25 protein-coding genes, 2 tRNA genes, 2 other RNA genes and 3 pseudogenes are annotated in these 20,514 nt (G+C 59.9%); 9 read left to right on the top strand and 23 right to left on the bottom strand.

Annotated elements, in window-relative coordinates:
• Window positions 1–17 precede the first annotated feature (17 nt).
• The 15 genes from AB5Y48_RS20125 to AB5Y48_RS20055 form a co-directional block, all read right to left on the bottom strand.
• Window positions 18–1,100 (bottom strand): DNA cytosine methyltransferase, encoded by a 1,083-nt coding sequence (locus AB5Y48_RS20125; RefSeq protein ID WP_216987535.1) that lies wholly within the window; start codon window positions 1,098–1,100, stop codon window positions 18–20.
• A gap of 77 nt (window positions 1,101–1,177) precedes the next feature.
• On the bottom strand, window positions 1,178–1,615 hold the full coding sequence (locus AB5Y48_RS20120; RefSeq protein WP_216987536.1) for a Mor transcription activator family protein: 438 nt from the start codon (window positions 1,613–1,615) through the stop codon (window positions 1,178–1,180).
• Entirely contained in the window at window positions 1,608–2,201 is a 594-nt protein-coding gene (locus AB5Y48_RS20115; RefSeq protein ID WP_368165548.1) for a gp16 family protein, read from the bottom strand. The genes AB5Y48_RS20120 and AB5Y48_RS20115 overlap by 8 nt, the downstream gene beginning before the upstream one ends.
• On the bottom strand, window positions 2,185–2,364 hold the full coding sequence (locus tag AB5Y48_RS20110) for a hypothetical protein (protein ID WP_368165547.1): 180 nt from the start codon (window positions 2,362–2,364) through the stop codon (window positions 2,185–2,187). Before AB5Y48_RS20110 ends, AB5Y48_RS20115 begins: the two co-directional genes overlap by 17 nt.
• Window positions 2,351–2,581, bottom strand: a complete 231-nt coding sequence (locus AB5Y48_RS20105; protein ID WP_214004492.1) for a hypothetical protein — start codon at window positions 2,579–2,581, stop codon at window positions 2,351–2,353. The genes AB5Y48_RS20110 and AB5Y48_RS20105 overlap by 14 nt, the downstream gene beginning before the upstream one ends.
• 40 nt (window positions 2,582–2,621) lie before the next feature.
• Window positions 2,622–2,686: hammerhead ribozyme type II (locus AB5Y48_RS20100), an RNA gene on the bottom strand.
• A complete protein-coding gene (locus AB5Y48_RS20095) occupies window positions 2,685–2,897 on the bottom strand; it encodes a hypothetical protein (protein ID WP_104452622.1) in 213 nt (70 codons plus the stop codon). Before AB5Y48_RS20095 ends, AB5Y48_RS20100 begins: the two co-directional genes overlap by 2 nt.
• 5 nt (window positions 2,898–2,902) lie before the next feature.
• Window positions 2,903–2,972, bottom strand: an RNA gene (locus tag AB5Y48_RS20090) — hammerhead ribozyme type II.
• 2 nt (window positions 2,973–2,974) lie between these two features.
• Entirely contained in the window at window positions 2,975–3,172 is a 198-nt protein-coding gene (locus AB5Y48_RS20085) for a hypothetical protein (RefSeq protein ID WP_042074589.1), read from the bottom strand.
• Window positions 3,173–3,186: 14 nt separating this feature from the next.
• Complete coding sequence (locus tag AB5Y48_RS20080; protein ID WP_368165546.1) at window positions 3,187–3,807, bottom strand: DUF3164 family protein; 621 nt, start codon at window positions 3,805–3,807, stop codon at window positions 3,187–3,189.
• A gap of 41 nt (window positions 3,808–3,848) precedes the next feature.
• Window positions 3,849–4,079 (bottom strand): hypothetical protein, encoded by a 231-nt coding sequence (locus tag AB5Y48_RS20075; RefSeq protein ID WP_109421874.1) that lies wholly within the window; start codon window positions 4,077–4,079, stop codon window positions 3,849–3,851.
• Window positions 4,080–4,134: 55 nt separating this feature from the next.
• Window positions 4,135–4,695, bottom strand: coding sequence for a transcriptional regulator (locus AB5Y48_RS20070; protein ID WP_368165545.1), 561 nt, complete (start codon window positions 4,693–4,695; stop codon window positions 4,135–4,137).
• Complete coding sequence (locus AB5Y48_RS20065) at window positions 4,679–5,296, bottom strand: hypothetical protein (RefSeq protein ID WP_128296939.1); 618 nt, start codon at window positions 5,294–5,296, stop codon at window positions 4,679–4,681. Before AB5Y48_RS20065 ends, AB5Y48_RS20070 begins: the two co-directional genes overlap by 17 nt.
• A gap of 45 nt (window positions 5,297–5,341) precedes the next feature.
• Window positions 5,342–6,064: an AAA family ATPase gene (locus AB5Y48_RS20060; protein ID WP_210600163.1), complete on the bottom strand. Its 723-nt coding sequence runs from the start codon at window positions 6,062–6,064 to the stop codon at window positions 5,342–5,344.
• Between the two features lie 42 nt (window positions 6,065–6,106).
• Window positions 6,107–8,320 carry a DNA-binding protein gene (locus AB5Y48_RS20055; RefSeq protein ID WP_368165544.1) on the bottom strand — a complete coding sequence of 738 codons (2,214 nt, stop codon included), beginning with the start codon at window positions 8,318–8,320 and terminating at the stop codon, window positions 6,107–6,109.
• A 408-nt stretch (window positions 8,321–8,728) separates the two neighbouring features.
• Here AB5Y48_RS20055 and AB5Y48_RS20050 point away from each other — a divergent pair, with 408 nt between their 5' ends.
• A complete protein-coding gene (locus tag AB5Y48_RS20050; RefSeq protein ID WP_180898599.1) occupies window positions 8,729–9,475 on the top strand; it encodes a helix-turn-helix transcriptional regulator in 747 nt (248 codons plus the stop codon).
• A 9-nt stretch (window positions 9,476–9,484) separates the two neighbouring features.
• Here AB5Y48_RS20050 and AB5Y48_RS20045 read toward each other — a convergent pair whose 3' ends face one another.
• The 6 genes and pseudogenes from AB5Y48_RS20045 to AB5Y48_RS20020 all read right to left on the bottom strand — a co-directional run.
• Window positions 9,485–9,715 carry a hypothetical protein gene (locus tag AB5Y48_RS20045; RefSeq protein WP_368165543.1) on the bottom strand — a complete coding sequence of 77 codons (231 nt, stop codon included), beginning with the start codon at window positions 9,713–9,715 and terminating at the stop codon, window positions 9,485–9,487.
• A gap of 28 nt (window positions 9,716–9,743) precedes the next feature.
• Window positions 9,744–11,672 carry a hypothetical protein gene (locus tag AB5Y48_RS20040; RefSeq protein ID WP_368165542.1) on the bottom strand — a complete coding sequence of 643 codons (1,929 nt, stop codon included), beginning with the start codon at window positions 11,670–11,672 and terminating at the stop codon, window positions 9,744–9,746.
• 19 nt (window positions 11,673–11,691) lie between these two features.
• Window positions 11,692–12,300: a hypothetical protein gene (locus tag AB5Y48_RS20035; RefSeq protein WP_368165541.1), complete on the bottom strand. Its 609-nt coding sequence runs from the start codon at window positions 12,298–12,300 to the stop codon at window positions 11,692–11,694.
• Between the two features lie 166 nt (window positions 12,301–12,466).
• Window positions 12,467–12,871, bottom strand: coding sequence for an XRE family transcriptional regulator (locus AB5Y48_RS20030; RefSeq protein ID WP_136613406.1), 405 nt, complete (start codon window positions 12,869–12,871; stop codon window positions 12,467–12,469).
• Window positions 12,872–12,937: 66 nt separating this feature from the next.
• Window positions 12,938–13,036, bottom strand: a pseudogene (locus AB5Y48_RS20025) (formate dehydrogenase accessory sulfurtransferase FdhD); the annotation flags it as partial.
• Window positions 13,025–13,174, bottom strand: a pseudogene (locus tag AB5Y48_RS20020) (two-component system response regulator GlrR); the annotation flags it as partial. The pseudogenes AB5Y48_RS20020 and AB5Y48_RS20025, both read right to left, overlap by 12 nt.
• 174 nt (window positions 13,175–13,348) lie before the next feature.
• Between AB5Y48_RS20020 and AB5Y48_RS20015 the strand changes: the two are divergent.
• Complete coding sequence (locus AB5Y48_RS20015; protein ID WP_224161244.1) at window positions 13,349–14,242, top strand: aldo/keto reductase family oxidoreductase; 894 nt, start codon at window positions 13,349–13,351, stop codon at window positions 14,240–14,242.
• A 67-nt stretch (window positions 14,243–14,309) separates the two neighbouring features.
• On the opposite strand, the gene AB5Y48_RS20010 is transcribed toward AB5Y48_RS20015, so the two are convergent.
• Complete coding sequence (locus AB5Y48_RS20010; protein WP_081606482.1) at window positions 14,310–14,591, bottom strand: RNA-binding protein; 282 nt, start codon at window positions 14,589–14,591, stop codon at window positions 14,310–14,312.
• A gap of 181 nt (window positions 14,592–14,772) precedes the next feature.
• Window positions 14,773–15,321, bottom strand: coding sequence for a hypothetical protein (locus tag AB5Y48_RS20005; protein ID WP_136613403.1), 549 nt, complete (start codon window positions 15,319–15,321; stop codon window positions 14,773–14,775).
• Window positions 15,322–15,455: 134 nt separating this feature from the next.
• Between AB5Y48_RS20005 and mepA the strand changes: the two genes are divergently transcribed.
• The 7 genes and pseudogenes from mepA (at window position 15,456) to AB5Y48_RS19970 (ending at window position 20,150) form a co-directional block, all read left to right on the top strand.
• Window positions 15,456–16,190 (top strand): penicillin-insensitive murein endopeptidase, encoded by a 735-nt coding sequence (mepA, locus tag AB5Y48_RS20000; protein ID WP_368165540.1) that lies wholly within the window; start codon window positions 15,456–15,458, stop codon window positions 16,188–16,190.
• Window positions 16,191–16,285: 95 nt separating this feature from the next.
• Window positions 16,286–16,843: a LemA family protein gene (locus tag AB5Y48_RS19995; RefSeq protein WP_224163336.1), complete on the top strand. Its 558-nt coding sequence runs from the start codon at window positions 16,286–16,288 to the stop codon at window positions 16,841–16,843.
• Entirely contained in the window at window positions 16,840–17,553 is a 714-nt protein-coding gene (locus AB5Y48_RS19990) for a YgcG family protein (RefSeq protein ID WP_224163327.1), read from the top strand. Before AB5Y48_RS19995 ends, AB5Y48_RS19990 begins: the two co-directional genes overlap by 4 nt.
• 15 nt (window positions 17,554–17,568) lie before the next feature.
• Window positions 17,569–18,186: a TPM domain-containing protein gene (locus AB5Y48_RS19985; RefSeq protein WP_136613400.1), complete on the top strand. Its 618-nt coding sequence runs from the start codon at window positions 17,569–17,571 to the stop codon at window positions 18,184–18,186.
• Between the two features lie 368 nt (window positions 18,187–18,554).
• Window positions 18,555–18,642, top strand: a tRNA-Ser gene (locus AB5Y48_RS19980).
• 248 nt (window positions 18,643–18,890) lie between these two features.
• Window positions 18,891–18,978, top strand: a tRNA-Ser gene (locus tag AB5Y48_RS19975).
• A gap of 118 nt (window positions 18,979–19,096) precedes the next feature.
• Window positions 19,097–20,150: pseudogene (locus tag AB5Y48_RS19970) on the top strand (IS3 family transposase).
• Window positions 20,151–20,514: the final 364 nt, after the last annotated feature.

Here is a 20,514-nt window from a genome sequence, read left to right as displayed (position 1 = left end):
CGAGTTTCAGAACGACCTCAAGCCGCTTGGCTTGAGGTCTGATTAGCGAGTGCGCGATAAACTGCGTTCGCAATTGCACCAGCCAACGGTGGTGGCACAGCATTACCTATCTGACGTGCAATTTCGGTCTTAGAGCCCTTGAAAGGAAAATCATCAGGGAACCCCATCAGTCTGGCCGCTTCACGATGAGTAATGGGTCGATGCTTTTCAGGGTGTAGATAACGCCCTTTTTCAGGTTTGAAAAATTCAGTTCTAATCGTCACACTTGGGCGATCCCACCACAGCCGCCCAAACAAGTCTGTTCCACCAGAAGTTTTCTTTATCCAGCATGCGGGGGTGATTTCCGGTGCATTCTTTTGTAGATCAAATCGGTTTCCACCAGGAGGCACAACTTTATAACGCGCCAAGCTAACATCTGTCGGCTTGCGACCAAAGTGGAGATTCAGTGGAGGTTTACAATCGCGTATCTCTGTCCCTATTGGTTCGGGGAGATCTGCAATAGCATCTTTTACTGTTCGCCACGCCAGCAGGCCATTCTCGGGGTCTTTTGAATGTGTTGGGGCAGGAAGGCTTGGATCTTCAACGAATCCTTTTTTCCAACCAATGATGATTGCTCTTTTTCTCGTTTGAGGTGTCCCATAATCTGCCGCATTGAACACGTCAGATATTAGATGAAACCCCATATCACCAGCTCGTTTTGTTATGTCGAGGAACTCATCAGAACGCAGTAGTTCCGTTACATTCTCCATAACAAACATCTTCGCGCCACAGAGCTGCACCACATCCATATAGGGTTCCCATAGAGCACGCCTTCCATCTCCATCTCTGTTCTTATTGAGAAGGCTAAATCCTTGGCAAGGAGGACCACCGATCACAACATCTGCAGCAGGTATAACGGGATTCGTTTTAATCCACTCTTCGATGTTACCCACTATGCATGGTGCAGCATACGCGGCCTCATGGGTAGCCATAGCCGCTGCATTGTTATCAACCGACAGGACACACTCAAAGCCACCGCCAAAACGATGGTCTGTAAATCCAAGTGTCATCCCCCCAGCTCCGGAAAAAAGGTCAATGAGGCGGTATTTTTTCTGCTGCATGTGGAACTCGATATCGTCTTTAACCATAGGCATCGGAGTATACGTTTCTGGAAGAGAGAGTGCTAGAACACAGGACTTCATTGCTCATCAAACAATCTCAATTGGCTTCTTGATCTTTGTAACTGCCGCTGTTCCGCCACCACCGCATAGGTCTGGGGCACCGACAGGCCATGCTTGCGGGCCAATTGGTCGATATTACGGCCGTTAAACTCATCCCAGATGGCTCTGTCCCGCAGCGCGGCCTTGAGATGATCGCCGGTGGGGATGTAGTAGGCGCGGCCCCCCATATAGTGGGCCTGCACCAATGCCAGCTTGCGGGCCTGGGCCAAGGCCTTATCCGCCGCCATCCCGCCGCGCCCCAGCTCACAGGCGAACACATCGACCAGCTCGGCCAGTGCCTTGGGCCACTTGGCGGTCAGCTCGGCCGCCGGGATCTGATCCAGCCGGTCCACCAACTGTCCCAAGGATTCATGGTCATCGGCGAACAGGTCCAGATTCTCTTGACTGCTATCCATGTTGTACCTCCGCCTGCATCTGCTCGAAGGCCGCCACAACGGCCTGATAGCCTGCCACCCGCCCGGTCTTCTCATTGATGGGGACAGGTTTTTTGGCAGCCTGCAGGGCCTTGACCATCTCCCGCTTATGCCAGTGCTTGAGGGACTCCAGCACCGGATAAGCCAACGCCTCGCTGAGCCAGGCCACCTCGGCCACACCCACCCCGTTGTTGATCCGCACCGTCTGACGCTCAACATAGTGATTGAGCGCCGTCTCGCTGCCATCGCGCAGCAGGCCGTGGCGGTGCATGGTGATCCAGATAGCCCGGATCACGCCTATCTCGGCGGTCCTGGTCGGGGCACCGCGAGCAGGGCTTAAACGCTTTGGTTTGCCCCCGTTTACGGCACGTTTAACGGTCGGTTTAAACCCCACCCCCTTCATCGCCAGCAGCACTTTGTCCAACTCCTGGAGCGTCAGTTCTGCAGCCGAGCGCTTACCACTCTGCTGGGCCAGCAGCTCTCGATAGGTCTCTTCATCCAGCCCCAGGGAGCGGCGGCCCACCTGTACCAACCGGATCAAGCGGGTACGTTCATTGCTTGCTGTCATGATTTTTCCCCACTTTTGCCACCCAGATCTGGCCAGCGACCACGTCGCCCCCACTGCGCCATTGCGGACAATGACGATCGAGCCACTGCTCGGCCCCTTGCTGGCTCAATGGGCCGAACTTCATCACATAGGCCAGCAAACCCTGCCAATTAGACGCCGCCATGGCTGACCTCTGCTGCTCTGGTTTGCTGCAGCTCAGCCACGAGTTGCCAGCGCATCTGGCTGGCCTCCCCTGCCAGGGCAAACAGTCCTTGGGCACGAGCCTCTCTATCAAACTGCTTGAGCTGTCTGCACACAGCCCGTTTATCAGGGGTCGCCTGTGCAATGGCGGCCGCACTGAATATCTTGGTAAGCCGAATATCCATCTCTGTTTTGGTCATCGCCGTGCTCCTTGTTCGAGGCGGTGAAGACCTGGGCCCAGGTCGGCTGCTCATCAGTGCCCGGCCACCACGCCAGGCAGACGGGGGAAAGCCCCCGTTTCGCTTACTTGACCAGGCGCTTTCGTGCCTTGCTCACAATGGTGGCCAGCATGGCCATCCTGGACTTCTGATTGATGGCCTGACCGTACTGATTGATGAAATCAACGGCCAGTTGCGCATCGTCCAGAGCCTGCTGCGGATTGCTCATCAGCAGGCACTCCAGGGAGCTTTTCGCATCGGCCACGCTGGTGTTCAGAAGTGCTTTCACGTTATCCATCCATCCTCCGGCTGCTCATCAGTGCCCGGCCACCACGCCGGGCAGACAGGGCGGCATGGCCGCCCTGTTTCGCATCGTTACTGCTCGAACTGCAGCGGCATCAGATCCTGGTACTCCTCTTCGCTCAGCGGAGCCGGGCCCAGCCCCAGCACCCATAACAACGCGGCCTTGATGCCATCCTCATAGGTGTCATCGGGATAGCAGGTGCCTTCGGTCTCGCTGATCTGTTCACAGAGCTGCAGTTGCTCTTCGGCTTGTTCTACGTTGATATCCATCGCGCACTCCTCCCTTACAACTTCGCCAGATCCAGGCTCATCTGAACGTAACGCCCCTGGGCGTCCCGCTCGTAGAGCCGCAGATATTGGCTGGTACCGGTCACCTGGATGGCGTCGGCGATCGCCTGCATGGCCTGCTCCCAATCGGCGTCGTCGATATTGAGCTGACGCAGGGAGAGCACCTGGTTGACGTCGATATGACCGGCCTTGGACACCCGAAAGGCGTGGTCCACCAGGGCGCGGATCTCGGGGCTGGCACCATCACTCCAGCGGGCGATGCACTGGTCGATCAGTACCTTGGCCGCCTGGATCCGTTCATCAAATTTGCGGTGCTCACCCACCGCCCGGATCAGCTTGTAGCGACCGTCGAAACTGAGCAGGGTCACATTGCCCTTGGTGCCACCCCAGGCCACCCCGTATCGCTCGGCCGAGAGGTCCACAAAGTCGGCGATCTGCTGCATGGAGCCGATCTTGAAAGCCGCCAGGCGTGAGCGCTCTTCCTTGGCAGCCGCGATGATGCCCATCACCACCTCATCGCGCAGCTTGTCAGCCGGGGCGATCAGGTTCTCCGGTACCCAGTGCCCCTGGGCGTTCTGCCGCATCGGCGTCGTCTCTTTGGTCTGTGCTTCTTGCATAAGGCTCTCCTTGATTTATCCCGTTATTGTTCGGTGGTCGATTACTGGCGCCAGTGCAGCAGGCAGCCACCAAAGCGAACCATGGCCACCTCGCTGACCACGCCAGCCAGGTACTCGCGCCCCCACACGGCCCGCCGAGTCATCTCCGGCGGCAAGGGACCGGTCACCATCAGCAGCGGGGTATCGCGCACCTGGCCGGTGCGGACCTTGCAACCGTTCGCCGTCAACCAGAGACGCAGCTGGTCGGCCGTGTTTTGCAGATTTCTGTTCATCCCGTTCTCCTTGTGATGTCTCACTGGGCCCACCGCACACCCCGAGCCCGCTGGTTTATTGGCCGTGCTTCTCCACCTTGTCGAGCAACCGGTTGTATTTGATGCCCAGGATCTTGAGCTCTTCGGCCAGCAGCTCTGCCAGAATGCGCAGGCTGTTGCTGGCGTTCTCACCATCGCTTTTTGCCTGGCGGCGCAATCTGGAGAGGGTGGCGTCAGCGTCATAACGGACGCTTCTGTCCCCACCTCTGCAGCCCTGTTCGACGGCAAGACGCATCGGCCGGCGCAGTTGCTGATCCTCGCTGAGCTGGCTATGGGGGCAGCCGCTGTGGCACGCCTTCCAGAGCTTGATATCCATCGGTCTGGTTCCGACCTCATCCGCCCGTCGGCGCTGATGGGCCAGGCACTGATGCACCGGGATCTCCCCCAGAATGGGGCAGATCACCTTGTGGCCCATCAGGTTGCCCTCCACCAGCTTCTGTACCCGCGCCAGATCGCCCGGGTACTTCTGGTTGCAGACCTGGCTGATGGTGGTGCGGGACAGACCGAGCTTGTCGGCCACCACGGCCAACGAGCTGGCAGCCACCTCGGCTTGCAGAACCTCAAGCCACGTGTCCATGAGGGGCCTCCTTCACATCGAACTGGTAAAAACGCTGTTCGTTTTGATCCCAGCATCCCCCCTGTGTGGCCCTGACCATGGGAGCGAATCGCCCTGTATCCCTGACCAACTGGTAGCGATTCTGGTCACCCTTCACTTTGAAACGCTCAATCTTGTCCACCAGCCGGACATAACCAGCCCGGACCAGGAAGGTGGTGAAGGTACTCGCGCCGCTGTCATCTACCCCAGACGTGATCGCGAGGTCATTCAGGGTGAAAAAACGGCTGATTTTCATGGTGTTCCACATCTTTTGTTGAACCGTTTTACGCCGTATCCGCCGCTTCTTGCGGTGCTTGGTGCTGCGGTTTCCTGACCCGAATTGAGGTGTTAGCGCTGCATCCACAACCTGATAACGACTGCCCCGGAACGATATACGGCGACCAAATGGTTTCTGGTAGACACAGCGCAGATGGCCACTTGCCAACCAGCGCCGAACAACCAGATAGACATTCCCCAGCTTTAATGGGCTGGCTGCCGCTAACTCCAAAAGATCAAAGGATTCTTGCTGGCACATCCACTGCCAAGCCGTCTCTGCATTGGTGTTTACACTTTTCCCGACCACTGGTATCCCTCCCGTGCTTTGTTGTTATTTGCTGGAATCCAGTGGCTACCGGCTGCGGCGCACGTCATGCAGCAGTTCGCTGGCGTCCACGTCCTCCAGCCGGATAATCCGGGCATCGGAGGCCATGGCCATCTTCTCGATCTTGTCCAGGGCCGAGACGATGGTGCGCACCACCCCGTTGGAGCGTTTGCGGATGAGGTCCAGCAGGGCGTCGTCGATCTCCACGTCCACCTCCAGCATTTCGCTGGCAATCAGGGAGACGTCTTCCAGGTCCGCCGGCTTGAACTCGATCCACTGGGAGATGCGGTTGAACAGTTGCTTGCGCTGGCTGATGCGGCGGGCAATCTCCTCCATCCCTACCAGGATCAGCGGCTGTTCGGTGGCGTCGTAGATATCGCGCAGGGTCTCCATGATGCGGGCATTGCCGACCACGTAATCCGCCTCGTCCACGAAGATGGCCAGCTCCTCAGCCCGCACCGCTTCGACGATGCTGTCCACCTGTCCCCGCAGGTTGTGGCGCTGGGGAATGCCGATCTCCTTGGCGATCTGCTCCAGCAGGCTGGTCACGGTGTCGGCCTTGTAGCAGCGCACGTAGATGCCGTTCACTTCGTCCTGGTTGAACAGCCACTCCACGGCCGTGGTCTTGCCAAAACCGGATGGCCCGTGGATCAAACCAATGCCCGGCACGATGCTGGAGCGGTTAAGCAGGTTGTCGAGCAGTTGCTCGGTCTTGATCATGTTTTTGACTTCGACGATCTTGTGTCTCATAGTCTTCTTGTCCTTTTGTTCATGGTTCAGCAGGGCCGCTCGTTAACCTTTGGCTTGGGTGTTGCGAGTGGCCCTGATTTTTTCCAGATGGCGATAAATCCGTTTCGCCATCAACTTGTGGCTGTAGAGGTACTTGGTCAGCCATTCCTTTTCCCGCTCAGTCAGCGGGGCATCCAACTCCTTCTCGGCCAGATAGATGGCCTGCTCGTATTCGGTCTTGAGCGCCCTGGACTCCTGCCCGGCCGCCGCCTGGGCACGGGCCGCTTTTTCCTCACGGCGAGCTTCTATCGCAGCCAGTTCGGCGGCGCTGAATTGTGCCGGTTCGCGGGGAGCGGCAACGCCTGAGAGTGCGGCCAATGCCGGGTTATCGAGCCCGAGATCGCCGCGCTGGAACTGGGCCACATCACGGGCCTGGTCAACGAAGTGACGCACCACATCCTGATGCAGCTCGTTGACGCCGAAGGTCTTGGCGAGACTGCGCATTTCGCGGCGAAAGCTGGCCAACGCCTTGGCATCGGCACGTTTGGCGGCGCGGAAGGCATCCGGGCTGACGCCATTGCCCAGCAGGTCGAGGTTCACCGCCTCGATCCGCTCGTTCCAGTCGCCAGTGCGGTACAAGATGGCCCGGCCCACATCGCTCGGGTCGAGGAACACGCTGACCCGCTGGCTCTTCCAGCTGTTCTCCAGCAGCTCCGGGGCGCTGTATTTGAGGCCGCCGGCCTTAATAAAGCCCTTGGATACCGTGGCCTCACCGATATGGTTGAGCAGCAGATCCAGCGCCGATTCATCGACGATGGCGCGGCGCTGGTAACGGGCGCTTTGGTACTTCTCGTTGGGGGTCATCCCGAGCGAGCTGTGTTTGCGGTTGTGATAGCGGGCATCGAGCCAGTCATCGAGCAGGGTCTGCAGCTCGGCCGCGGTCATGGCCAGCTCATAGAGCTCCTTCTCCGCATTCGGCTTGCGCTTCTCCTCCAACCGCTCGGCAAAGCTCTTGCGAGCCTCGATCACCTGGCGATCAGCCACGCAGTGCCCGATATAGGCGGGCAGCAGCTCGATCAGACCGTGAGAGAGAGTGCGGAAGAAGCGCTCGATATGGGGCTTCTCCCATCCCGAATAGGCGTTGGAACGGCTGACATTCATGCCGAGCAGGGTGCAGATGGACATGACCCGCTGGCTCACGTAATCGGAGCCGTTGTCGGTACGCATCACCCCGTTGTCGTTGAGGGTGCCCCAGGTCAGCAGGGTCTTGCGCAGCAGCAAGCAGATCCCCTCGCTCGATGAGGTCTTGGCCACCAGCAACCGCACCCGACGGGTGAACACATCGATCACCGCGATAATGCTGTGGCGACCTTCCACCAACATGGCATCGACGGGGGTGCTGTCGAACTCCCACACGTCGTTGGGCTGGCCCATCCAGGGGTACATCTCCTCGATGGCGGTGCGGTACTTGTTGTTGTAGGCATCGGGGTTGGTGGCATAGGTAAAGGCCACCTTGTTCTCTGCCAGCCACTTGACCAGCCAGCGTCGCAGGGAGGACTGGCTCGGGATCTGCCAGCCAAGCTGGTTCATCTCGCTGTACTGGGTCGCCAGCTCATGCAGCGCCCCCCACTTGTTGGCCAGATGCGGCTTGGCAGTGATCAATGCCGTGAGGAAGCGGGCCAGATCCGGGCTTTGCTCGACGCTGGATGGCCGCTCCCGCTGGTAGTTGCCAGCCAGCGCCGCCGGACCGGCATCCGCCAGGGTGCCTTGCCAGCGGCGCAGGGTGATCAGGCTGAACGGCTTTTGTTGCTCATAGACACTCGCTGGGAGTGACAGGCTGCGGGTACGGTATGCCTCGATAAAGGCACGACGTCCCACCTCCCCTTGCTGGCAGGCTTGGTAAGGGGTCAGGAAGATATCGGCGGCCTGCAGGATCAACAGTCGGGCATCCACCTTCTTGCGGGCGACAGCGCCCAGGGTCAGCAATTTACGCCCCGCATCCGGCTTCACCGGCACCTCGCGGGCAAGCAGCTTGGCTATCGCCTTGCCGCCGGCCGCATGATCGGTCACCGCTTGCCCCTGCTGGGCGACGGCCTGCTCCGCCAGAAAACGTCGGGTTTCTGCGGGCAGCGAGCTGATGTGGTATTCAACGCCCTTGCCTTTCTCGCGCTTGCGACTTTGCCACTCTTCACGCTCCGCCTTTTTGCGCACACCATCGGGATAGGCTGGCATGCCAATCAATCCGGCCAACCCTTGGGCGGTGAACCAGGTACTCATTGGCCACCTCCCAGCAAGTCGATGCCCAGCGAGTCGGAAAGCTGCGCCATGATGGAACGGCTTTCCCTGCGCTTGGGGCTGACGCCCATGGAGGGGGCATATTGTTTGATGCAGCGCTGCACTGCTCTGGGATGCAACCCTTTGGCGCGGGCCCAAGCAGCCTGGGAATATCCGCGTTTTATGAGCTCAGCCCTGATCCACTCTGGTGTTTTCCCTGACATACTCACCCCGTTTCGGTATCATCAAGTGTCGCGGCGCGTATCTTTATCATTCATAAAAGAATGATTTTATGTCGCAATGCGTCACATATGAATGATTGATCACCCCAAAAAGATTGACAAGTCTTTTTGTGCGGAATTTTTTGTCTATCGACTCACCAGCAATAGCCACTAGCCGAGAATTCCTTGTATGTCAGAGCGTTATGAAGAAAAACCACAATCAGCACAAAAAGACGGTGAGGTATCTTTTCTGACGGTTGGAATGGATACTCTGAGTGACCGCCTGGACGAGCTACGTGGGAGTCTGAGCTACAAGGCATTCGCCGAGTTGGTGGGGATGAGTGAGTCGGGGATGCGCAAATACTTCCCCCCGTTCAATTCGCTGCCCACCATCGACAAGGCGCTGCGAATTGCACGAACGTGCAATGTGAATCTGGAGTGGCTGGCCACGGGTCAGGGCCCGAAACATCCCGATGGAGTTGCCGAGCAGGCGGTGCGTCGTGATGAGTTTGATGAGGAGTACGCGCTGATCGATGGCTACCATGTCACCGTCAGTACCGGCCATGGCGCGTTTAATGATGATCATGAGGTTAAACGCAAGCTGGCATTTCGCCGCAAGTGGCTCACGTTTCGCAAGTTGAGCCCGGATAACCTGGTGGTGGTCTTCGCCAAAGGCGACAGCATGGAACCCACCATTCACTCTGGCGACTCCATCCTGGTCGATATCAGCAAGAATCAGATCGAAGACGGATCCATCTTCGTGTTGCGGCTTGGAGAGGAACTCTATGCCAAGCGCTTGCAGAAGAACTTCGATGGCGGGATCACCATCATCAGCGATAACCGGGTTGATTACCCCCTGCAGGTCGTTCCTGCCAACCAGCTGGAGAGCCTGGCCGTGATCGGCAAGGTAGTCTGGGCCGGGCACGATTTTTTTTAAATGACGGCGCTACAGACAGTCGCTTAAACCCGGATTTAAACCACTAGCTGTAACCACAAACGGAAAAAACAGGCGGTCAGCCTGTTTTTCATTTTCAACGCCCCCCCCTGAAGATCGTCCGTGTTCTTTCATTTTGATGCCGCCCGTGCCTGGCATCACCGAATCACCCTCTAAGCCTTGCCAGCCTTGAGTTTGTCCCACGAGATCCCACTTACTTTCGGCTGCTCCCGGTTTTTTCATTCTCAGTGGTCGGTTACATCAGGCTGGCTTATTCAAGACGTCGCCGCTTGGCCAGTGCCGGTTCGATGGCCACCTGATACGCAAAAGCGGCCTGGTGTGAGGGGGGGACGTTATAGTGGCGATCGGCAAACACCCCCTGCTCGCTAAAGCGCTGGGCAAAGTAATCGGCAAAACGGGCCCCCTCCATCCCGACCAGCTCCTGCCGGTGCCGCTCCAGAAACTCCCGCACCGGCTCAAAACCCGCCTCCATCGCCGCCGCCATGGCGGCCTCATAGTCAAAGCGGGTTCGGATCTCGCTGAGCTTCACCCCCTTCTTGTCCCCCCGGGTCTGGAACAGTCGAGTGACCAGATAGGTCAGATTATGCAGTTGGGGCAGCTTGTTTTTGGAGAGATAGGAGTAGGCGAGCCGCGACAGATCCGTCTCCACCGTCATGGTGAAGTCGAGGAGAAACGAGATGCCCCGCCAAGGGTGTCGGTTGGTCTGCGACGCTATCTCCAACTGGCTGGCAATCTCCTCCCGATCGGGAGCCAATAGGGCGGGCTGTGCCACCGGGTGTCGACTCACCGGCACCGGCGCCTCGCCGGCCGCCTCGAAGCGAGGTGCAAAATGCGCCTCCAGCTCGGCCCTGTTACAGGCAACCAGGCTGGAGGAGAGCCCCTCGTACTCGGCGCCATTGGGACTGAACGCGGGTCGCGCCCCCTCCCTTAGCAAGAGGGTGCCATCGATAAAGAGGTTGGGTTCGGGGGCATAAGGGAGCATGGGATCCAGGGCGGCGTAGCGAACCCGGATCCCCATGTCCTCCCGAATGGCCGCCTCGAAGGCATCCAGCTTTTGCCGGTGCGCCTGTGGCATGAGGTGGTCGGGATAGCGCGCCGCCGTCATCGCGATCAGCCTCTCTCGCGGCTGCGGCCGGTAGCCACCCGCGATCATCAGGGGACGCAGGGTGCCGCCGCTCTCGTCTTCGGCCAACCTGGCATCGATATCGTCGAAAATATGCAGGCCGCTTTCCAGCAAGCGCGAGCCGGTGTCGAAGTCTTGAAACGACAGATAGGGCGCCCACCCCAGCCCGGCAAAGTGGCGCACCAGACTCAAGGTCGCCTCGCTGTACATGAGCGTGTTTCGCATGGTGCCGTAGGGAAACTTGCTGCCCCTAAACGTCATGGGCACCAGTTGCACCTCAACGGCCAGGTTGGCCAGCCCCTCATTAGCCTTTGCCACGGCCGCCCTTACGGCCTCGCCGGCCGCCTCCGGGCCGTTAACCCCCAGCACGATGGCCACCCGCTGCAGAGTGTCGGCCGCCAATCCCCGGGGCATCGCCGCCACTACCTCGGGCAGTCGCGCCAGCTCCCCGTAAGGCAAGATGGTGTTGATCACATAGGCCACACGAGCAGAGACCCGCCACAGGTTGACCAGGGGAATATGCCTGTCCACCAGCTGCGCACTGCGAATGGCAAAGTAGCGGCGCCCGCTGTCGAGATGGGTCTGGCCACAGGGGTAGTGGCTACTGGCGGCCGCGTTTATCTCGGCGGGTGCCCGCAGGGAGGCGGTGGGGGCATCGGCGCCTTCGCCGATGGCGCTGTGCACAGCCGCCAGATCGAGGCGCAGGGCGTGAGCTTGCAACCACTCGGGGGAGATGGCATCGAGCTCGTCTTGCTCAAGGCGCTGCGGGCAATAGGCCAGGTGCTGCTCACCCGGCGCGGCCCCGTCGACTTGGTCAAAGACCAGCAGGGCAGACTGGAGCCCCTCATCGCGCTCATCGACCAGCCGCCCACCGGCGCTGCGGGTACGCGCAAAGGCCCATCCCGAGACAATCTCATACTCCTGGGCCAGGCGCCCTGCGACGAAGTGGTAGTAATAACCGTGAGCGGGAAAGACCAACCGCTGACCGAGCCGCACCGTGGGCATGAGGGCCAGATAACGCTCCTTCACGACTCCCGGGGTCGATTGTGGCGTCACCTCGGCAATGCCCAGCCCCTCATGACAGCCCCCCCCCTCTCATGACCCGCAAGCCCCGGGGCAGGGAGGTTCGGGTGGTGGCCACCCAGCGCGTCCCCCATGGATCCGGTTGTGGCATCAGGGTCACTTCCCGCTCCTGCGCCGTCCCGGCCAACGTGAAATGGGGAGTGATAAAGCGCTGCAGGGAGGCGGGTGGACAGGTCACCTGCAGCGCGTAGTGAAACACCTCGCGGGGCTCGGTATCCTGGACGATCACCTCGCTCGGGTAGGGATACGCCTCCCCCGATCCCCCCGCCACCTGCCCCCCTTGGGAGGGTGCCGCGGCGCCCCCCATCCCGCTCGGGCCCTGTCTCGCCCCGAGCCGGCCCTGCACCCGCGTCTGCACCTCCTGGCTCACCAGTGGCGCCGCGCGTTCGCTGATCAGCCACTCCCCCTGGGCTCCCGGCTTCAGCAGGGCGACATCGGGCGTGTCGGCCAACAGGAGCAGCTCTCCGGACTCGAGCCCCCGCCACACCATTGCCTTGCTCATGCCCGGCGGCGCGTCAACGTGCGCATGGGCAAGATGGGCTTCGATATGAAGGGCGTCGTGAGCCATCAGCTCATCCAGACGTATGATGCGATATTTCATCGGTGACTCCATGTCCAGGGGATATACCGCCCCCCGGCACGAAGGCGGTCCACGCTTCAACCTAGTCATGCCAGGCTGAACTTAGACTTAACCGAGTCTTTATTGAAAAGAGATAACAGAAGGTAATATCGTCACCCCGCCTTGCCGGCGGTCGAGGCAACAGGGCTCAGGCATCCTCCAGGCGGCGGCCAAACTCCCGGGCGAGGGCCAGATCGAGAAAGCCGTCCCCCTTCTTGTGGGTGCGCAGGAATTGATAATAGGCAAGCAGCCTGACCAGCTGTTCGGTCTCCAGGGGCGGCAGGCTCTCCTGCTCGGCGAGCAGGCTGCGGGCGGCCAGCAGGGCCTCCCTGTCGACCACTTCGGCCTGACGGTAGAGGTAACCACAGCCGGTGGCGAGCCACTCCAGGGAGCAGTTGGCCCCCATGGCGATCTGGTTGGCCTTGGCCAGGCCCGGCTCGGCCCCCTTGAGGTATTTACGGATCAGCGCCTCGGAGAGGCCCACCTTGCGGGCGAAGGCGCTGATGCTCCCCTCCCCGATGAGCGCAGCCAGGCGTTCGGCAAATCCGGACATAAGAAGACTCCGGCTCGAGTGAAAACGGGCCTCATCTTGTCACTGCCCCCCCTCGGGATCAAGGCATCACTCCGACAACAGTCGCTGATGACCACTGTAGATTTCTGCCCGGCCGGGCCGACAGAAGCCCGCCAGAGTGAGGCCGGTCTGCTCGGCCCGCTCGATAACGTTCTTCAGCTCGCGGATGTTGCCGTACCAGGGGAGCGAGACCAGCATCTTCATGGCATCGGCAGGAATGGCGGTGATGGTGCGGCGCATCCGCTTGGCGATCTTCTTGATAAAGAAGTTGACCAGCAGCGGTATGATCTGATTCACCGACATGGGAACCTTATGATACCTTTTCTAACCCAAAAGCCCGGGTGATGACCCGTTCCCGTCAACAGATAGAACCAGAGTTCGAACCAGGAGGTGCCCCTCTCTTGCCACCCACCTCTACCTTGGCCAAGATGGGACCCTTGTCATCACGGAGCTTTCACCATGCAACGCCTCTCTTTGCACCCCCAAGGGCCCGAGTTCTCCCGTCTTATCATGGGCTATTGGCGCCTGATGGAGTGGCAGCTCTCTGCCGCCGAGCTGCTCGATTTCATGAAATTTCACCTCGATCTCGGCATCACCACCATAGATCACGCCGATATCTACGGCGGATATCGGTGTGAGGCGGCCTTTGGTGCCGCCCTGCGTCTCGAGCCTTCCCTGCGCGATCGCATGGAGGTGGTGAGTAAATGTGGTATTGCGCTGACCGCCAATCCGGCCCACCGGCTCAACCACTACAACACGAGCCGCGATCACATCATCGAGAGTGCCGAGCGCTCTCTCTCCAACCTCGGTGTCGATTGTCTGGATCTGCTGCTCATTCACAGACCCGACCCCCTGATGGAGGCCGACGAGGTTGCCGATGCCTTCGTGCGCCTTAAAGAGGCTGGCAAGGTACGCCACGTCGGGGTGTCCAACTTCACCCCGAGCCAGTTCACCCTGCTGCAGTCCCGCCTTCCCTTCCCTCTGGTCACCAACCAGGTGGAGATCTCGCCCCTCCAGCAGGGCGTGACCCTGGACGGCACTCTGGATCAGTGTCAGCAGCTGGGGATCCGCCCCATGGCCTGGTCCTGTCTCGGCGGTGGCCGCCTGTTCAGCGCGCCCGAGTATCAGCCCCTTCGCCAGGAGCTCGAGGCGATCCGTACCGAGCTGGGTTGTGACAGCATCGAGCAGGTGGTCTACGCCTGGGTGCTGATGCTCCCCTCCAGGCCACTGCCCATCCTGGGCTCGGGCAAACGCGAGCGGATCGCACAGGCGGCAAACGCTGTCGATATTGGATTGTCGCGTCAGCAGTGGTTTCGCATCCGCAAGGCGGCACTGGGCTATGACGTCCCCTGAGCCCGGGTTGCTTCAAACAAAAACGAAGAAGGCACCCATGGGTGCCTTCTCTTGTTGCATCGCTGCATTAGTGGCGCGGTGAGCGCGGTGGACGGCGCGGCGCATCCGTTTTCGGTTTGGCCTGGTTGACGGTCAGGGTACGACCACCGACTTCGGTGCCATGCAGCCCCTTGATCGCCGCCTCGGCTTCGCTGCCAACCGGCATCTCGATAAACCCGAAACCCTTGGACTTGCCGGTTTCACGATCCATGATGATGTCAGCCTTCTCGACCTGACCAAACTGAGAAAAAATCCGCTCCAGTTCGTCATTGGTCATCCGGTACGACAGATTTCCTACATAAATCTTCATGCCATCCACTCTCGATTCAGGTGCCTTCACTGTGCATTCACCACCCCAAGGTAAGGGCACAACCCTTCGGGCTGCTTGCCGGGACTCTCCCGGCCTTCCCTGTCACAGCCAAACCACAGCAAACAGGCAAGTCACTCCTTGGGCAGTATCCGGTCTTTAGACTGAATTGTCGAGACATTAGTCAGCCTTCCTGCAGGGAGGCCAACACCCGCTTTAGTGCACGCTGGCTGTGCCAGGCGCGGCGAAAAGCGAAGCGATAGATGCCGGGACTGATCTCGTAGGCCTGCTCTCGCCCCAGCTGGAGCAGGGCGAGCGCCTCTGCCAACTGTGCCTCATCAAGTGTGAGATCCAGGGCAAAGCCCAGCCACTCCCCCTGATGTCCAAGCTGACGCTCGAGACACACCCCGTAAAGCACGCTGCGAGGCAGTGCCAGGGCCAGATCCCGACTCGGGCAGAGCAGATAGAGGTGCCTCTCGTCCCAGCCCAGCTCGGCCAGCCGCCAGGGCTGCCAGCTGCGGGGCAACAGAAGCATCAGCGCGACCAGGCCCCCAAACGTGAGTGCCGCCCAACGGGCTGCATCCATGGCTCCCCAACCGGCGGCCCCCCAACTGCTCGCCAGCAGGGCCAGCAGCAAGATCAGGGCAATCACAGGTCGATAGGCATGTGCGGCGGGCATCAACAGGGTGGTTTCAGTACGACGACTGAGAGCGGTCACGGTAAGCGGGGGCATAGTAGACTCCTGAGATCGGGGGCCTATTGTGGCGACCGGCCAAGTCGCTGGCAAGGGAGTGCCTGTCGCCCTCTGTTGTTGGTATGCTCTTCCCACCGTTTTCATGACGACACCCAGCCAGGAGCCCGGTTTTTATGCTCGCAACCCTGTTACTCACCGCCACCTTGCAGGCAGAGGCCATCGGCAGTTATGCCGCCGGCTGTCTGAAAGGCGCCGAGGCGCTCCCCCTCTCGGGCACAGGCTACGAGGTGATCCGTGCCAAGCGGCTGCGCTATTACGGTCATCCGGATCTTATCGACTATCTGGAGCGGCTGGCGCGCCAAACCCGTCAGGCGGGGCTGCCCAACCTCTATATTGCCGATCTGGCCATGGCCCACGGCGGCCCCTTTCGCAGTGGACACAGCAGCCACCAGACAGGCCTCGATGCGGATATCTGGTTTCGCATGAGCGACAAGCCCATCGGGGACAACGAGCGTGATGCCCCGCGTGAGTGGCCCCTCATCGACGAGCCCAGCTATCGCCTCTTACCGGGTCGCTTCGGCCAACAGCAGATGACTCTGCTTCGTCTGGCCGCCCAATCTCCCCGGGTGGAGCGCATCTTTATCAACCCGGCCATCAAGGGTGAGGTGTGTCGCCGTGCGCCCAACGCCGCCTGGGTTGGCAAGTTGCGTCCCTGGGTCGGGCACTTCAGCCATTTTCATGTGCGCCTGAGCTGCCCGCCGGGCAGCCCGGAGTGTGTAAACCAGGCGCCGATCCCACCCGGTAATGGCTGTGGCGAAGAGCTCGCCTCCTGGCTCAAAGACAAGCCCCAGTTACCCAGGGTCTCTCGGGTACGCCCCCCCCCCTCGCTGCCCGAGCGCTGTGGATGATGTTCAATCCCATACCAACCTGATATGGTGATACGACTCAAATCATTAAGGAGAACAAGATGATAGAGCGCACGTTACGGCGCCGCCTGCAACAGATGCTGGCCCTGATCCCCCTGCTTTTTATGCTCACAGGCTGTGGCGTCAACACCATTCCCGAGCTCGATGAGCAGGTCAAGGCGAGCTGGGCCCAGGTGGAGAATCAGTATCAGCGCCGCGCCGACCTCATCCCCAACCTGGTGGCCACCGTGCAAGGTTATGCCAAGCACGAGCAAGAGACCCTCAAAGCCGTTACCGATGCCCGCGCCCGGGTGGGCAGCGTGCAGGTGAGCGATCCGGCCCAGTTTCAGGCTTATGAGCAGGCCCAAAATCAACTCTCGAGCGCCCTTTCCCGCCTCATGGTCGTGGTCGAACGCTACCCCGAGCTCAAGGCTGATCGGCAGTTTATGACGCTGCAAGCCCAGTTGGAGGGCACTGAAAACCGCATCAGCGTGGCACGACGCGACTATATCGAGTCGGTGCGCCGCTTCAATACCGAGATCCGCACCTTCCCCGGCGTCATCTGGTCCAAGCTGCTCTACTCGGATCTCGACGCCAAGCCCGGCTTCAGTGCCAAACCGGGTAGCGACGAGGCTCCCAAGGTGAGCTTCCAATGAGCGCGGTTCCCCGACCTTGGTTGTTCTTGCTACTGCTTTGCACCTTTGCACTGCAGGCGGCCCCCGATTTTCCGGCCTTAAGTGGCCGGGTCGTCGATGAGGCCAGGCTGCTCGATGCCGGCCAGCGCCAGAGCCTGACCAATCGCCTCGCCCGGTTCGAGCGCCAGAGTACCATTCAACTGGTGGTGGTCACCCTCCCCTCCCTGCAAGGCTATCCCATCGAAGAGTTCGGCTATCAGCTGGGCCGCCGTTGGGGCATCGGCCAGAAGGACAAAAATAATGGTCTGCTCTTGATCGTGGCTCCCCAGGATCGCAAGGTTCGCATCGAAGTGGGCTACGGCCTGGAGGGCGATCTGCCCGATGCCATTGCCTCCAACATCATTCAGACCCGGATCCTGCCCCAGTTCCGTCAGGGAGACATGGCTGCCGGCATCGATGCCGGTGTCACCGCCATCGAGCAGGCCCTGGCAGGGCAATATCAGGCACAGAGTGAAGAGAAGCAGGATAACGGCTTCTGGCTCTTCGTCATCATGGTGATCATCATGATCCTGCTGCAAACCTTCCGAGGTGGCCGGGGTGGTGGAGGTCGCGGTGGCCGACGCGGTATCTACATCGGCGGCGGCAGTGGTCTGTCGGGCGGATTCGGTGGCGGCGGTTTTCGCGGCGGTGGCGGCAGTTTCGGTGGCGGTGGCGCCTCCGGTGGTTGGTAATTCGAGGACCCAGCAATGTTATCCAAGCAATTTATTCACACCCTCAACGCTCGGGTGAAGAAGGTCGAGCAGGCCACCGATGCCGAGTTGGTTACCGTGCTGGCCCCGGCCAGCGACGGGTATCGCTTTATCCCGACCCTCTGGGCCGCTCTGCTCGCCATGCTCACCCCCCTGGTACTCCACGAGCTCGGTCTCTGGCTGGCCTGGCACGACGTCTTGATGATCCAGTGGGGCGTCTGGTTGCTGCTCACCCTGCTGTTTCAGTGGCGTCCCATCAAGATGCTGCTGGTTCCCGCCTCGGTGAAGCGCCATCGCGCCTCCCTGATGGCCAGGCTGCAGTTTATCGAGCAAGGACTGCATCGCACCCGTGAGCGCCTCGGCGTGCTTATCTTTGTCTCGGTTGCCGAGCACTATGTAGAGATCCTGGTCGATGACGGGGTGGCCCAGCATATCGACAACCAGGTATGGCAGGAGATCATCGACGATTTCGTTGCCGAAGTGCGTCGTGGCAAGGTCGAAGATGGCTTCGTGGAGTGTGTGCGCCGTACCGGCGAGGTCCTGGCCGACGCCTTCCCGCCAACCCATGATCGCAACGAGCTCTCGGATGATCTGGTAGTGCTGGATCAGCCATAAGGTGAGAAAGTATGCGACCTTTGCCTACCCCCTGCGCAAACGGCAAAGAACATGAAAAATAAGGGGAAAAATGGTTGACCCCACACCGGCTTTCCCCTAGATTACGCCCCGTTCCAGCGACAAGGCCGGGGCGGTGGCGATGGGCCACGTTAATCCACCATCAACACTTTTCGGTGAAGTGTCCGAGTGGCTGCCCGTCGACAACGTCGACATCAAGAAGCACGCAGAGCGTGCTCCGCACAGCCACTGATATTAAACCGAAAACAATTTGGTGAGGTGTCCGAGTGGCTGCCCGTCGACAAGGTCGACATCAAGAAGCGCGCAGAGCGTGCTCCGCACAGCCACTGACATTAAACCGAAAACAATTTGGTGAGGTGTCCGAGTGGCTGAAGGAGCACGCCTGGAAAGTGTGTATACGGCAACGTATCGAGGGTTCGAATCCCTCCCTCACCGCCAAATTACGACAGAGTGCCGTGGCGATTGACCACGTAAAAACAATCGACAATTTGGTTTAGCGTTCGAGTGGCTGCCCGTCGACAAGGTCGACATCAAGAAGCACGCAAAGCGTGCTCCGCACAGCCACTGACATTAAACCGGAAACAATTTGGTGAGGTGTCCGAGTGGCTGCCCGTCGACAAGGTCGACATAAAGAAGCGCGCAGAGCGTGCTCCGCGCAGCCACCAACAATAAACCAAAAACAATTTGGTGAGGTGTCCGAGTGGCTGAAGGAGCACGCCTGGAAAGTGTGTATACGGCAACGTATCGAGGGTTCGAATCCCTCCCTCACCGCCAAATTCAAAAGGGTCCACTCAGGTGGGCCCTTCTTCATTTCTTGCCCTGGTCATCCCCCCGAAAACCTGAGGTGCTCATAAGTAGAATTTTCCCGTACTGTGAATGCAGGAGGTTCTACATGAAAGCATCACGCTTTAGCGATGCCCAGATCATCGCAGCCCTCAAACAAGCCGAGGCCGGTTCACCCGTCGCGAAGCTCTGCCGCGAGCATGGCATCAGCACCACGGCCTTCTACGGGTGGCGCTCCAAACTCGGCGGGATGGATGCCTCCCTCATGGCTCGTCTCCAAGAGCTGGAGGACGAAAACCGCCGCCTTAAGAAGAGGTATGCCGAGGAGCGCCTCAAGGCCGAGATCATGGCAAAAAAGTGGTGACGCCATCTGCCCGCCGGGAGATGGCGACCAAGGCCGTGGTTCACTACGGCATCTCTATCCGCCTGGCTCCCCAGGTGTTCAAGGTGAGCGAGGGCTGCTATCGCTATCAGCCCGTGCTGGCCGATGAAAATCAGGAGATTGCCGACTGGCTAGTGCGCCTCACCGCCAACCAGCGCAGCTGGGGCTTCGGGCTCTGCTTCCGGTATCTGCGTAACGTCAAAGGCTTTGGCTGGAACCACAAGCGGGTATACCGGGTCTATCGGGCGCTGGAGCTCAATCTGCGGATAAAACCCAAGAAACGGCTGGTGCGTGCCAAACCGGAGCCGTTGGCCGTCCCCGACCAGCCTAATCGGTGTTGGTCGATGGACTTCATGCATGACCAACTCAGCGATGGCCGCTCGGTGCGGTTGTTTAATGTGATCGACGACTTCAACCGCGAAGCACTGTGCATCGAGGTGGATTTTTCCTTGGGTCAAACGGCGCTGGAGCAGGTGATCGAGTGGCGGGGCAAACCGGCCGCAATCCGCTGTGACAATGGCCAGGAATACATCAGCGAAGGAGCTCAAGCGCTGGGTAAAGCAAGAGGGAATAGGGCTGAGGTATATCCACGCAGCAGAATGCCTACATCGAGCGGTTTAACCGAACGGTGCGTTACGACTGGCTGGGACAACACCCGTTTGAGTCACCAAATGAACTACAGGCGTTTGCTACGAACTGGTTGTGGGTTTATAACCATGAGCGGCCCAATATGGCACTGGGTGGCTACACGCCGAAACAGCGCCTGGCACAGGCCGCATAACCTCTACTTTTGAGTGCCCCTAAATACCGGCGATACTACATAGCTAACTGCACCAACGCAAAAAGGCCTTCCCGTTTGGGAAGGCCTTCGAAATGAATGGCGGAGCGGCAGCCGCGCCAGCGGCTGAAGTGGAGGGCGCAGCCCGACCTCCTTCAGCAGTCCGGCTCAAGCACAAGGGACAACAGACAGGGACCGAGTTGCCAGCAGCAAGTCGCAGCCCAGTCTGTTGTCCCTTGTTTCCTTATTCCTGTCCGCATACGCCAGAAAGTAAAAAGGCCTTCCCGTTTGGGAAGGCCTTCAAATTTAGTGGCGGAGCGGACGGGACTCGAACCCGCGACCCCCGGCGTGACAGGCCGGTATTCTA

This window comes from Aeromonas sp. R6-2 (genome assembly GCF_040908155.1).
GTDB classification, from domain to species: Bacteria; Pseudomonadota; Gammaproteobacteria; order Enterobacterales; family Aeromonadaceae; genus Aeromonas; species Aeromonas schubertii.
Note: the sequence above shows the minus strand (reverse complement) of the source record. Positions and strands in the feature narration are given on the sequence as shown.

What these genes read in the sequence shown, in the direction of transcription:
- AB5Y48_RS20060 (WP_210600163.1), bottom strand. Translation starts at nt 6,064, where the DNA reads ATGAGACACAAGATCGTCGAAGTCAAAAACATGATCAAGACCGAGCAA.
- AB5Y48_RS20110 (WP_368165547.1), bottom strand. Translation starts at nt 2,364, where the DNA reads ATGGCGGCGTCTAATTGGCAGGGTTTGCTGGCCTATGTGATGAAGTTC.
- AB5Y48_RS20050 (WP_180898599.1), top strand. Translation starts at nt 8,729, where the DNA reads ATGTCAGAGCGTTATGAAGAAAAACCACAATCAGCACAAAAAGACGGT.
- AB5Y48_RS19985 (WP_136613400.1), top strand. Translation starts at nt 17,569, where the DNA reads ATGTTATCCAAGCAATTTATTCACACCCTCAACGCTCGGGTGAAGAAG.
- AB5Y48_RS20055 (WP_368165544.1), bottom strand. Translation starts at nt 8,320, where the DNA reads ATGAGTACCTGGTTCACCGCCCAAGGGTTGGCCGGATTGATTGGCATG.
- AB5Y48_RS20120 (WP_216987536.1), bottom strand. Translation starts at nt 1,615, where the DNA reads ATGGATAGCAGTCAAGAGAATCTGGACCTGTTCGCCGATGACCATGAA.
- AB5Y48_RS19990 (WP_224163327.1), top strand. Translation starts at nt 16,840, where the DNA reads ATGAGCGCGGTTCCCCGACCTTGGTTGTTCTTGCTACTGCTTTGCACC.
- AB5Y48_RS20030 (WP_136613406.1), bottom strand. Translation starts at nt 12,871, where the DNA reads ATGTCCGGATTTGCCGAACGCCTGGCTGCGCTCATCGGGGAGGGGAGC.
- AB5Y48_RS20105 (WP_214004492.1), bottom strand. Translation starts at nt 2,581, where the DNA reads ATGACCAAAACAGAGATGGATATTCGGCTTACCAAGATATTCAGTGCG.
- AB5Y48_RS20010 (WP_081606482.1), bottom strand. Translation starts at nt 14,591, where the DNA reads ATGAAGATTTATGTAGGAAATCTGTCGTACCGGATGACCAATGACGAA.
- AB5Y48_RS20015 (WP_224161244.1), top strand. Translation starts at nt 13,349, where the DNA reads ATGCAACGCCTCTCTTTGCACCCCCAAGGGCCCGAGTTCTCCCGTCTT.
- AB5Y48_RS20005 (WP_136613403.1), bottom strand. Translation starts at nt 15,321, where the DNA reads ATGCCCCCGCTTACCGTGACCGCTCTCAGTCGTCGTACTGAAACCACC.
- AB5Y48_RS20080 (WP_368165546.1), bottom strand. Translation starts at nt 3,807, where the DNA reads ATGCAAGAAGCACAGACCAAAGAGACGACGCCGATGCGGCAGAACGCC.
- AB5Y48_RS20085 (WP_042074589.1), bottom strand. Translation starts at nt 3,172, where the DNA reads ATGGATATCAACGTAGAACAAGCCGAAGAGCAACTGCAGCTCTGTGAA.
- AB5Y48_RS19995 (WP_224163336.1), top strand. Translation starts at nt 16,286, where the DNA reads ATGCTGGCCCTGATCCCCCTGCTTTTTATGCTCACAGGCTGTGGCGTC.
- AB5Y48_RS20125 (WP_216987535.1), bottom strand. Translation starts at nt 1,100, where the DNA reads ATGCAGCAGAAAAAATACCGCCTCATTGACCTTTTTTCCGGAGCTGGG.
- mepA (WP_368165540.1), top strand. Translation starts at nt 15,456, where the DNA reads ATGCTCGCAACCCTGTTACTCACCGCCACCTTGCAGGCAGAGGCCATC.
- AB5Y48_RS20075 (WP_109421874.1), bottom strand. Translation starts at nt 4,079, where the DNA reads ATGAACAGAAATCTGCAAAACACGGCCGACCAGCTGCGTCTCTGGTTG.
- AB5Y48_RS20045 (WP_368165543.1), bottom strand. Translation starts at nt 9,715, where the DNA reads ATGAAAAAACCGGGAGCAGCCGAAAGTAAGTGGGATCTCGTGGGACAA.
- AB5Y48_RS20035 (WP_368165541.1), bottom strand. Translation starts at nt 12,300, where the DNA reads ATGAAATATCGCATCATACGTCTGGATGAGCTGATGGCTCACGACGCC.
- AB5Y48_RS20115 (WP_368165548.1), bottom strand. Translation starts at nt 2,201, where the DNA reads ATGACAGCAAGCAATGAACGTACCCGCTTGATCCGGTTGGTACAGGTG.
- AB5Y48_RS20095 (WP_104452622.1), bottom strand. Translation starts at nt 2,897, where the DNA reads ATGGATAACGTGAAAGCACTTCTGAACACCAGCGTGGCCGATGCGAAA.
- AB5Y48_RS20070 (WP_368165545.1), bottom strand. Translation starts at nt 4,695, where the DNA reads ATGGACACGTGGCTTGAGGTTCTGCAAGCCGAGGTGGCTGCCAGCTCG.